The organism is Amycolatopsis sp. NPDC054798, assembly GCF_053611505.1.
Genome location: NZ_JBSHAM010000166.1, coordinates 1 through 11,136, shown reverse-complemented (window position 1 = coordinate 11,136; position 11,136 = coordinate 1). Strand labels below are relative to the sequence as shown.

Sequence of the window (11,136 nt, the reverse complement as noted above, 5' to 3'; positions counted from 1 at the left end):
GAGGAGCAACGCGCCCGGCCCGGGGGGCCGTGCACGTTGCTCCTCGGCACGCCGACGCGATCCCGCGTGGCAGGTGGGTTGGGAGTGTCCCCGAGGGGGGTGGAGCGGGGGAGCGGGGGGTGTGGTGTGGGTAGGGTCGGGGTGGTGGGGAGGCCGGGTGGGGTGACGCCGGAGGGGGCGGGGTGGCTGCCTGGCGGGTTTCGGATGGGGAGTCATTCCCATGCGAGCGGGCAGCTGGTTTATGCGGCCAGCGGGGTGTTCGCTACTACCACCGAGTTGGGGACCTGGGTGGCGCCTGCTGACCGGGTGGTCTGGACGCCGCCTGGGGTTGAGCATTCTCATCGGTTTTACGGGCGTACGGATACGCGGATTCTTGCGGTGCCGGTCGAGGAGTGCGGGGGGCTGGTTCGGGAGCCTCGGGTGTTTGCGGTGTCGCCGTTGTTGCGGGCGGGGATATTGGCGTTGACCGGGGGCGGGGAGCGGTCTGTTGAGGCGGCTCGGCGGGTTCGGGCGGTGGTGGTCGACGAGTTGGGGGAGGTTCCGGGGGAGGTGTTGCATCTTCCGGAGCCGCGGGACGATCGGTTGCGGGTCGTCACCGAGTTGCTGCACGAGGATCCGGGGCGGGGAGAGACTCTGGCTGAGCTGGGGCGGGTCGCGGGGGCCAGCGAGCGGACGCTCAGCCGGTTGTTCCATGCGGACGTGGGCATGAGTTTTCAGCGGTGGCGGACGGTGTTGCGGGTCCATCACGCGTTGTTCCAGCTGAGTGAGGGGGTGTCGGTCACTGACACGGCGATCGCGTGCGGGTGGGCGAATCCGTCGGCGTTCATCGCGGCGTTCACGGCGCTGGTAGGGCAGACGCCGGGGCGGTATCAAGGCGGGTTGCGCGGGCGCGGCGAGTAGCGGGGAGAAGTTGGCGGGTTTTCGTTACCGGGCGGCCGGCGAGCGGTGGCCGGTCGTCCGGGGCCGGGAAGAAAGTGGTGCTCATCAGGCCGGCCCGCGGGGACGGCGAACACTCTTTCCGGGGAACGAAATGACACAGGCAGACGAGAAAACCACGGTGGTCGTCGTGGGCGGCGGGGTGGCCGGGCTGACGCTCGGCACATTCCTCCTTCGCAGCGGGATCCCTTGCGTCGTCTTGGAAAAGCACAGCCGCGAGTACGTCGAGCAGCGGCAGCGAGCTGGATCTCTCGACGGTCGCGGCGTCCGGATGCTGCACGACTGGGGAGTGGGCGAGGCGGTCGAGGGGCACGGTGACGGACGGTCCGACGTCACGCTGCCGTTGATCGTCCACGGCGAGAAGCGCGCCTGGCGGATGGACACCGACGAAGACGGCGCCGGTGCGTTCATCCCGCAGCAGGTGCTCGTCCAGAACCTCATCCGCATCTTCCTTCGCGACGGCGGCGACCTCCGGTTCGAAGCGGAAGACATCACGCTGGAAGGGCTTGGCACCGAGCGGCCCCGGGTGCACTACCGGGACAACACGATCAGCTGCGATTTCGTCGCCGGCGCCGACGGGTTCCACGGAGTCAGCCGGACCGCGATCCCGGACGGATTCCTTGCCTGTCACAGCCACGAGTTCGGGTACGCCTGGCTCAGCGTCCTGGCCGAAGTGCCTGCCGACCCGATGGCCGTGATGGCAGTGCATTCCCGGGGCTTCGCCGCCCAGATCACCCGCGGCCCCAACGCGAGCCGCATCTACCTCCAGTGTCCAGTCGACGACACTGCCGGAGCCTGGCCGGACGAGCGCGTCTGGGACGAACTCGGCACGAGGTTCGGCTCGCCGGTGCGGCGAGGGCCGATCGCCACGAAACAGGTCGTGCAGCTGCGCGGGGTGGTGTTCAGCCCGATGCGCTACGGCAGACTCTGCCTTCTCGGGGACGCGGCGCACCTGATCTCCCCGATGAGCGCGGAGGGGATGAGCCTCGCGCTGCACGACGCGGAGACGCTCGCCCGCGCGATCGTCCATCAGGCGGAGAAGGACGATCCGGGTCTGCTGGAGAGCTACTCGGACACCTGCCTGGCGCACGTCTGGGAACGACAGGCAGCCGCGATCTGGATGACCGACGCGATGCACGACTCCGGCGACGCGTCGTATCGCGGGGAGTTCCGCAAGCAGGTCGCCCTGGCGAACCTGGAGAACCTCGTCCAGCCGCGCACGCCGGTACCCGCCTGACGAGCCGAGGCCGCGGAGGGCTCCTTCCGGCGCGAGCCCGCCGCGGCCGCCGGGCGAGACCGACACCACCCGTCCGGGGCGACCGGGTCACCGGCTTCCCACACGCCGGCCCCTACGCTGTCCGGCATGGCCGCGACCAGTCAGCACGGTGCCGGGCCCGCCCGGCGCGCCGGCGGGGACGGCGGCCTGCTGCTGTTCCGGGTCGGCGGGGTGCCCGTTTTGCTCGCCCCGTCGTGGTGGATCGGGTCGCTGATCATCGTGGTGCTCTACGCGCCGCTGGTCGGACGGCTGCTGCCGGACGTTTCGACGCCGACCGCGTGGCTGCTCGCCGCCGCGTTCGCGGTGCTGCTCGGGCTTTCCGTGCTCGCACACGAACTCGGGCACTGCCTTGTCGCGCTGCGGCTCGGGATTCCGGTCCGGCGGCTGCGGCTTTTCCTTCTCGGCGGACTGTCCGAAGTGGCCCGTACGCCCCGGCGGCCCGGCCAGGAAGGGCTCGTCGCCGCGGCGGGGCCCGCGGTTTCGCTGGTGCTGGGCGGGTTCTGTTCGCTGCTGCTGTTCGCGGTTCCGCCGGACGGCGCGGTGTGGCTGCTGGTCGCGGAATGCGCGGTGGCCAACTTCGCGGTCGGGTTCTTCAACCTGCTGCCGGGATTGCCGCTGGACGGCGGACGTCTCGTGCGCGCCGGGGTCTGGGCGATGACCGGGCTGCGGGCCAAGGGAACGCGAGCCGCCGTCGCGGGCGGTGCGCTGGTCGCGACCGGCCTGATCGTCTGGGCGCTGCTCGGGTTGGCGATGCAGAGCCCGGACCGCTGGCTGCGGCTCGGCGTCTGCGTCGTGACGGCGTGGTTCGTGATTCTCGGAGCGCGGTCCGAGCTGGCCGCTGAAGCCCGGCGAGGCTGGCCCGCCGGGCTGGAACTGTCCGATTTGGTGCGTCCGGTGTTGCAGCTTCCCGCGGAGAGCCCGGTATCCGACGCGCTGGCCGCGTCGGCGGGGCGGGGCGTAGTGCTGGTGCGCGCGGACGGTGTCGCGGCGGGATTGCTGGACGAGCAAGCCGCGCAACAGCTAGCGAGCGTCAGCCCGCACGCGCCTGCCGAGCAAGCGGCGGAGCCGATCCGCGCGGAGACAGTCCTGCTGGCTTCGGAGCCGGGGGAGGAGATCGCGGAGCGCGTCCGCGAGACGGCCGCCTGGCAGTTCCTCGTGGTCGACGACGAAGGCCGTCCCGCTGGCGTGTTGCGCCGCGAAGACCTGCGGGCCGCGCTGATGCAGGGCCGTCGCGCTCAGTGAGGGGCACCCGCGCACGACGCGCGCGGGACGACCTGCGAGGATTCGACGTCGGCGTTCCGGTTTTTGCAGTGGAGGAAGAAGTTGTCGGTCAGCGGACCGTTTCGTGCAGGTGACCGGGTTCAGCTGACGGACTCGAAAGGCAGGCACTACACCCTCACGCTCGCCGACGGCGGCGAGTACCACACACACCGCGGCGCTCTCGCGCACGACGACCTCATCGGCCGTCCCGAGGGCAGCGTGGTCACTTCGGCGGGCGGAAGCACGTACCTCGCGCTTCGGCCGCTGCTGCCGGACTACGTGCTGTCGATGCCGCGCGGCGCCCAGGTGATCTACCCCAAGGACGCCGCGCAGATCGTGATGTGGGGCGACATCTTCCCGGGAGCCCGCGTTCTCGAAGCCGGGGCCGGTTCGGGCGCGCTCACCTGTTCGCTGCTGCGCGCGGTCGGCCCGGCGGGGCAGGTGTTCTCGTACGAGATCCGCGACGACCACGCGGAGCACGCCGAGCGCAACGTCGTGAAGTTCTTCGGCGAGAAGCCGGACAACTGGACGCTCACGGTCGCCGATCTGGCCACGCACATCGGCGAGGTCGACCGGGTCGTGCTGGACATGCTCGCGCCGTGGGACCAGCTGCCGAACGTCGCCGCGCACCTGGTGCCCGGCGGAGTACTGACCGTCTACGTCGCCACCGTCACCCAGCTGTCCCGCGTGACGGAATCGTTGCGGGAACAGCAGTGCTGGACCGAACCGGAGTCGTGGGAGACGCTGATGCGGCCCTGGCACGTGGTCGGCCTCGCAGTACGGCCGGACCATCGGATGGTCGCGCACACCGCTTTCCTGCTCACCGCGCGCCGTCTCGCGGACGGCACGGTGTCGCCGCGTGTTTCGCGCCGGCCCAGCAAGGGCAAAGGCTAACCAGGGACGCACCATCGGCCGTTCTCGCGCCGCAGCGGGAACGGGGTTTCCTTGTGCCCGCCGGTGCCTTCCACTCGGACGGTCACGGTGGCGTCGTCACCCGCGATCGCCGGCGGCCCGGCGAGCGACACGCGAAGCGGGCCCGCGGCGTCCCATTTCTCCTGGAGTTCCTTCAACGCCGCCGCAGTTTGCGGTTTGCAAGCGAGCGTGCCGAATGCGGCGGAGTCCGCGCGCGTGATCGCGTCGACGAGAGTGCGCGCCAGCGCGTCTATCGCGGCCCGGTCCGCCGCGGGCGCGGGAGCGGAAGACACGCTGCTTCGCGAGGCGGGCGGAGAAGAGGGCGGTTCCGGTGTGGTGCGGGCGGGCCCCGGCAGTCCGGTCAAGACCAGGCCGAGGACACCGCCCGCGACAACGACTGCGAGCAGTCCGAGTGCCGTGCCGAGCCGGCGTCTCACTCAGTGGTCCGTGCTGACCTTCCCGAGGCACCAGGCCCCGCCCTGGCGCAGGGCGGTGAGGGTGCCGTCGGCGGTCTTGCTGGGCGTGGTGACGTGGTATTTCACCGTCGCCTGGTCACCGCTTTCCTGCGGGCTGCCGGTCAGCTCGAAGTGGATTCCCGAGGGCATCTTGTCGGTCGGCTTCTGGCCCTTGGTGAGGCTGGTGCAGAGCATCGAGAACAGCCCGTCGGTGTCGGAGCTGTTGTACGCCTCGGACGCGGCCTGGAACAGCTCGCCCGGCGTCGACTTCGCCCCGGACGCGGCCGGGTAGTCGCCGCTGCCCGAACCCGACGAGGTCGAGGTCGACGGGGACGACGACGAGCTTCCGCCCGGGCCGCTCGACTGCGGGCCCGCGGCGGGAGCCGACGAGGACGCGGGCGGGGCGGCCGTCTTGTCGTCCTTGCTGTCGCTGTTGAGCCAGATGACCAGGCCCGTCGCGCCGCCGAGGACGACCACCGCGCCGATCGCGAGGCCCACGATCAGGCCGGTCTTCTTCTTTTTCGGCGGTTCCTCGCCGAACCCGCCGAACTGGCCTCCCGGCTGCTGCCCGAACTGCCCGCCGGGCTGCCCGAACTGACCAGGCTGACCGGGCTGCTGACCGGGTTGCTGCCCGAACTGGCCGAACTGGTCCGGCTGCTGCCCGTACTGCGGGGAACCGCCCTGTTGCGGGTATCCGCCCTGGTAGGGGCCGCCCGGTCCGGGCGCGCCGGGCCCGGGAGCGGGGAAGCCGCCGGACTGCGGCTGCTGCCCGCCCTGGTTCCATCCGCCCTGCTGAGGCTGCCCGTACTGCGGCTGCCCGCCGGGCTGCTGGCCGTACGGGTTCGGCTGCTGTCCGTAGCCGCCGGGCTGCTGCGGCGGATAAGTCATCTCGGTTCCCCCTGCCGTGCTCGCGAAAGTCCTGGCCACGAGCGGATCGCGGCCACCCGGGGATGCTAGCCAGCCGCGCGCCTTTCCGCGCAGCCAGGCCGCGAGTCGGGTTCGCGGCCCGTGCCGCCGGGCCTCCGCGGCGCGTTCGTTTCCGCGTTGCGGAAACCGTGCGGAGCGGATTCCCCTCGGCGGCACCGAATCGGCCGCTTGCGCTGCGCTCGCGGCCGTGCTTGGCCGGAAGAAAAAGCGCGACGCGCCGGTCTTGTGATGCGGAAAGGCCTTTTCTTGTCGGTGATCGCCGGTACCGTGGAATGAAAAGCACTCCGAGGAGGTGCCCGATGCATCATGACCTTCCCGGAGGTCGGCGCGAGGAGGCCGACCCTTCAGCAACCGGCGGAGCAGGGCAGACACCAGAGGAACAAGCCCGGCAGATCCGTTTTCTCGAGGAAGAAGTGGCGCTGCTGCGCCGCAGGCTCACCGATTCCCCGCGACAGAACCGCGTTCTCGAACAACGTCTCGCCGAGGCGTCGGAACGCGTGAGTCAGCTCACCGAGCGGAACACGAAACTCGTCGAAACCCTGCGCGAGGCGCGGGGTCAGCTGCTGGCCCTCCGCGAGGAGGTCGACCGGCTGGCCCAGCCGCCGAGCGGATACGGGGTGTTCGTCGAGGCGTACGAGGACAACACGGTGGACGTCTACACCGCGGGGCGCAAGATGCGCGTCTCGGTGTCGCCCGCGGTGGAGGTCTCGTCGCTGCGGCGCGGACAGGCGTTGCGGCTCAACGAGGCGCTCACCGTCGTCGAAGGCGGCGACTTCGAGCGCACCGGCGAGGTGTGCGCGCTGCGCGAAGTGCTCGCACCGGACGTCGAGGGCGGTGCCGTGCGCGCCCTCGTGGTCGGGCACGCGGACGAGGAGCGGGTCGTCCTGCTGTCGGACCCGCTCTCCGAGCAGCCGCTCAAACCGGGCGATTCGCTGCTGGTGGACTCCAAGGCGGGCTACGCCTACGAACGGGTGCCGAAGGCGGAGGTCGAAGACCTCGTGCTGGAGGAGGTGCCGGACGTCCGCTACGAGGACATCGGCGGCCTGACCCGGCAGATCGAGCAGATCCGCGACGCCGTGGAGCTGCCGTTCCTGCACGCGGACCTCTACGAGCAGTACCAGCTGCGCCCGCCGAAGGGCGTGCTGCTCTACGGCCCGCCGGGCTGCGGGAAGACGCTCATCGCGAAGGCGGTGGCGAACTCGCTGGCCAAGAAGGTGGCCGAGGCCCGGGGCGACAACGCGGACGGCAAGTCCTACTTCCTCAACATCAAGGGCCCGGAACTGCTGAACAAGTTCGTCGGCGAGACCGAGCGGTCGATCCGGCTGATCTTCCAGCGGGCGCGGGAAAAGGCCTCCGAGGGCACCCCGGTGATCGTGTTCTTCGACGAGATGGACTCGATCTTCCGCACCCGCGGCTCGGGCGTGTCCTCCGACGTGGAGACCACGATCGTGCCGCAGCTGCTGTCGGAGATCGACGGCGTCGAGGGCCTGGAGAACGTCATCGTCATCGGCGCCTCCAACCGCGAGGACATGATCGACCCGGCGATCCTGCGGCCGGGCCGGCTCGACGTGAAGATCAAGATCGAGCGGCCGGACGCCGAGGGCGCGAAGGACATCTTCTCGAAGTACCTGGCCGAGGGCCTGCCGATCCACGCCGACGACCTGGCGGAGTTCGGCGGGGACCAGAAGGCGACGTTCGACGCGATGATCCAGCACACCGTCGAGCGGATGTACGAGGAGAGCGACGAGAACCGGTTCCTGGAGGTCACCTACGCCAACGGGGACAAGGAAGTCCTGTACTTCCGCGACTTCAACTCGGGCGCGATGATCCAGAACATCGTGGACCGGGCGAAGAAGTCGGCGATCAAGTCGGTGCTGGAGACCCAGCAGCCCGGCCTGCGCGTGCAGCACCTGCTGGACGCGATCGTCGACGAGTTCGCGGAGAACGAGGACCTGCCCAACACCACCAACCCGGACGACTGGGCCCGGATCTCCGGCAAGAAGGGCGAGCGGATCGTCTACATCCGCACGCTCGTCACCGGCAAGAACCAGGAATCGGGGCGGGCGATCGACACCGCCACGAACACCGGTCAGTACCTGTAACGCAGCGCGAACCTTTGTGGGGCCGCCGGCATCGTCCGGCGGCCCCACAGGCCCGTTTCAGACCCGTTCCAGGACCGGTTCCGGCACCCGGGACGCCCGCCGGTGCGAAGCGAGGATCCCGAGCACCACGAGCAGCGCTCCGACGGGTTCGTTCCAGTGCACCGGCTCGTCGAGGACCAGCACGCCGAGCAGAACCCCGACCACTGGAGTGAGGTAGGTCACCGCGGACGCGTTGGCGGCGCCCCAGGCGGCGGCGACAGCGGTGTTCCAGGTGTAGGCCACGCCGGTGCCCAGCACGCCTAGAGCGAGCATGGACAGGACCACCGCGAGATTCAGGTGCACCGGCTGCGCGGCGATCGCCGGTGCCGCGGCCAGCAGAATGACGGTGGCGAACCCGGTTTGCCCGAACGCGACCACGACCGGGTCGGGCTTGCGGGGCGACACGAACTTCCGCAGGTACACGAACGCCAGGCCGTAGCAGGCAGTCGCGCCGAGGCAGGCGAGTTGCGCGAGGATTTCGTGGCTGAGGTCGATGCCGCGCCAGACGCCGACGAGCGTGAGCACGCCCGCGAAGCCCAGCAGCAGCCCGGTGGCCTTCGGCCGGGTGAGCCGCTCGGCGGGCAGCGCGGCCGCGGCGAACAGCATGGTCAGCAGGGGAGTGGTGGCGTTGAAAATGCTGGCGAGCCCGGACGCCACGTACTGCTCGGCCCACGAGTACAGCAGGAACGGGCCCACGCAGAACAGCAGCGAAACCACCGCGAGATGCGCCCACAGGGCCGGATCGCGGGGGAGCGGCCGCCTGCGCAGCAGCAGGAACGCGCCGAGCGTCAACGCGCCCAGCGCGACCCGTCCCAGCGCCACCTGAGCCGGCGAAAGCCCCTCCAAGCCCACCTTGATGAAGAGAAAACTCGCGCCCCACACGACGGCGAGCGCGACGAACCGCGCGGCGATGCCGAACTTCACTGAACCTCCGTTGACGACTAACGAACTGCTGCGGCCAGTCAACGTCCGCGCCACGCCCGGAGTCCAGCAGGTTTCGGTCACCGCGCTCGACCTCGGTGTATAACGCCCTATACTGCGCCGCGTGAGCACAGACAACGCCCGCCCGCGCCCGCCGATCACCGAAGCCGACGTCCTGGCCTGGCTGGAGACGACCGCCGCCGCCGTCCAAGCGGGGGAGCTGAACGCGAACGACCTGATCGACCTCCTGGGGGAGCTGCGCCGCGCATCCGCCGCGTGCGCCGACGCCTCCGACTGGGCACTCCTCGCCGCCCGCGAAGAAGGAGCCAGCCTCCGTCAAATCGCCCCGGTCTTCGGCAAAGGCTACGTCCGAGCCCCCGCCGCCCGCCTCGAAAAACTCCACCGCCAAGCCCAAAACTCCGGCCAATGGCTCGCCATCCTCCGACACAAACAAAGTGTATAACGACCTATACATCTGGCGATGTGAAAACACTCCACATCGCCTCGCCTAATCACGTCTCGCCATTCACAAACCACGCAAAGACAAGGGGATCCCGATGGACCGCATCGCGGTGGGTCTGGCCGCGCTCGGCCGTCCGGCATATATCAATCTCGGGCGGGACTTGCCCGAAGTGCGCGACGTGCCGTCGATGCGGGCGGCCACGCACGCGGTGCTCGACGCCGCATACGCAGCGGGAGTCCGGTGGGTCGACGTCGCACGGTCCTACGGCCGTTCGGAGGAATTCCTCGGCGGCTGGCTGGCCGAACGCGGACACCGGGACGTCACCGTGTCCAGCAAGTGGGGCTACCGCTACGTCGGCGATTGGCGGCTCGACGCGGACGTCCACGAGGTCAAGGAACACACGCTGCCGCGGTTCCGCGAACAGTGGGCGCAGACGCGGGAACTCCTGCCGGGCCACGTAAATCTGTACCAGGTTCATTCGCTCACTGTGGACAGTCCGCTTTTCGCCGACCCCGCTCTGATCGACGCACTGGCCGGGCTTGCCAGTGACGGAATCGAGGTCGGCTTTTCCACTTCCGGGCCGGCGCAGGCGGACGTGGTGCGCCGGGCGTTCGAGCTGGAATCGGCGGGACAGCCGGTGTTCGCGTCGGTCCAGTCCACCTGGAACGTCTTAGAGACGTCGGCCGGTCCGGCGCTGGCCGAGGCCAAAGCGGCCGGGAAACGGGTGCTGGTCAAGGAAACCCTCGCGAACGGGAGGCTTGTCGCGGAAGCTCCGGAGCCGCTGCGGCGGATCGCCGAGGCCCACGGTGCAGGCCCGGACGCGATCGCGGTGGCGGCGGTGCTCGGGCAGGAGTGGGCTCCGGTGGCGGTGCTGGGTCCGTCGAGCCCGGCGCAGCTGGCCGCGAACCTCGCCGCCGCGCGGGTGCGGCTCAGCGCCGAAGACCGCGCTGTGCTGGGAGAACTCGCGCAGGACGCGAAGGAGTACTGGGCGCATCGATCCCACCTCGGGTGGAGCTGAACGGCTGCATTACCCTCGGGCGCACCATGGCCCGGGGCGGACGGGCAACACTGAGCGCGGAGGGGCAACGTGCGTCGTCAGGTGCCAGCAGTCGCTGTGCTGGTCGGGCTGGGCGCGCTTGCCGGGCTCGCCGGATGCGGAAACCGGCCCAACAATCTCGAGACCTACTACGACGATCCGGTTCCGACGCCGGGCACGAGCGCGCCGGTGGCTCCGCCCGTGTCGCGTGCGGTCGATCCGCCGGTCGTTTCTTCTTCGGCGGCACCGGATCCGCGGCGTGCGGAGACGGCGCTGCTGTCCGATTCGGACGTTGCCGAGGAGGGGGTCGCTCCGGGTTCGGGGCGGGTTTCCGGATGTCTGACCGGGCTGGCCGCGGGGGAGCGGAAGTCGGTGAGCTGGGTGTATCCCAGTGGGTCGGCGTTGACGCACGAAGTCACGGTGTACGCGGACCGGTCGGGCGAGGATGTCGTGGCGGGGGCGCGTTGCGCGGGTGTCGAGGTGTCGTTGCCGCCGCAGCCGGGGGTCAGCGTGCAGCGGGCTTGGTGTGAGGGGTCGACGTGTGCGGTGTTGGTGGGCAAGGGGAATGTCGTGTCGGCGTTGAGTGTGGCGGCTAGTACGCCGGCGCGGGCGCAGGACGCGGCGAAGCGGTTGCTGCCGAAGGTGGTTGGGAAGCTCGCTGGTTAGAGGCGAGCGTGGTTGGGGAGCTCGCTGGTTAGAGGTGAGTGTGGTTGGGGGCGCGGCAGAACTGTGTTTGATGGCGCCGGCTCCGCCGTCGCGGCGGGATCGCCTTGAAGTCGGCGTGTCGAGGAGCAGCGCGCCCGGCCCGG

The 11,136-nt window shown here is 70.1% G+C and carries 11 protein-coding genes; 8 read left to right on the top strand and 3 right to left on the bottom strand.

Annotated elements, in window-relative coordinates:
* Positions 1-513: 513 nt before the first annotated feature.
* From ACWGIC_RS43345 to ACWGIC_RS43330, 4 genes are all read left to right on the top strand, one after another.
* The gene (locus ACWGIC_RS43345) at positions 514-900 is read left to right on the top strand and encodes a helix-turn-helix transcriptional regulator (protein WP_452081774.1); all 387 of its coding nucleotides are present in this window, start codon (positions 514-516) and stop codon (positions 898-900) included.
* Positions 901-1,030: 130 nt separating this feature from the next.
* Positions 1,031-2,173: a 4-hydroxybenzoate 3-monooxygenase gene (locus tag ACWGIC_RS43340; protein ID WP_452081773.1), complete on the top strand. Its 1,143-nt coding sequence runs from the start codon at positions 1,031-1,033 to the stop codon at positions 2,171-2,173.
* A 126-nt stretch (positions 2,174-2,299) separates the two neighbouring features.
* Complete coding sequence (locus ACWGIC_RS43335) at positions 2,300-3,454, top strand: M50 family metallopeptidase (protein ID WP_452081772.1); 1,155 nt, start codon at positions 2,300-2,302, stop codon at positions 3,452-3,454.
* Between the two features lie 81 nt (positions 3,455-3,535).
* A complete protein-coding gene (locus ACWGIC_RS43330; protein WP_452081771.1) occupies positions 3,536-4,366 on the top strand; it encodes a tRNA (adenine-N1)-methyltransferase in 831 nt (276 codons plus the stop codon).
* Here ACWGIC_RS43330 and ACWGIC_RS43325 read toward each other — a convergent pair.
* Together ACWGIC_RS43325 and ACWGIC_RS43320 are read right to left on the bottom strand one after the other, a co-directional pair.
* Complete coding sequence (locus ACWGIC_RS43325; protein ID WP_452081770.1) at positions 4,363-4,821, bottom strand: hypothetical protein; 459 nt, start codon at positions 4,819-4,821, stop codon at positions 4,363-4,365. The two genes, ACWGIC_RS43330 and ACWGIC_RS43325, sit on opposite strands and share 4 nt — an antisense overlap.
* Positions 4,822-5,727, bottom strand: coding sequence for a hypothetical protein (locus tag ACWGIC_RS43320; protein ID WP_452081769.1), 906 nt, complete (start codon positions 5,725-5,727; stop codon positions 4,822-4,824).
* A 338-nt stretch (positions 5,728-6,065) separates the two neighbouring features.
* Between ACWGIC_RS43320 and arc the strand changes: the two genes are divergently transcribed.
* Entirely contained in the window at positions 6,066-7,868 is a 1,803-nt protein-coding gene (arc, locus tag ACWGIC_RS43315; RefSeq protein WP_452081768.1) for a proteasome ATPase, read from the top strand.
* Positions 7,869-7,925: 57 nt separating this feature from the next.
* Here arc and ACWGIC_RS43310 read toward each other — a convergent pair whose 3' ends face one another.
* Positions 7,926-8,831 carry a DMT family transporter gene (locus ACWGIC_RS43310; RefSeq protein WP_452081767.1) on the bottom strand — a complete coding sequence of 302 codons (906 nt, stop codon included), beginning with the start codon at positions 8,829-8,831 and terminating at the stop codon, positions 7,926-7,928.
* A 121-nt stretch (positions 8,832-8,952) separates the two neighbouring features.
* Between ACWGIC_RS43310 and ACWGIC_RS43305 the strand changes: the two genes are divergently transcribed.
* The 3 genes from ACWGIC_RS43305 (at position 8,953) to ACWGIC_RS43295 (ending at position 10,993) form a co-directional block, all read left to right on the top strand.
* Positions 8,953-9,291 carry a hypothetical protein gene (locus ACWGIC_RS43305; protein WP_101439870.1) on the top strand — a complete coding sequence of 113 codons (339 nt, stop codon included), beginning with the start codon at positions 8,953-8,955 and terminating at the stop codon, positions 9,289-9,291.
* A gap of 94 nt (positions 9,292-9,385) precedes the next feature.
* Positions 9,386-10,309 carry an aldo/keto reductase gene (locus ACWGIC_RS43300; RefSeq protein ID WP_452081766.1) on the top strand — a complete coding sequence of 308 codons (924 nt, stop codon included), beginning with the start codon at positions 9,386-9,388 and terminating at the stop codon, positions 10,307-10,309.
* 81 nt (positions 10,310-10,390) lie between these two features.
* Positions 10,391-10,993, top strand: a complete 603-nt coding sequence (locus ACWGIC_RS43295; RefSeq protein ID WP_452081765.1) for a hypothetical protein — start codon at positions 10,391-10,393, stop codon at positions 10,991-10,993.
* Positions 10,994-11,136: the final 143 nt, after the last annotated feature.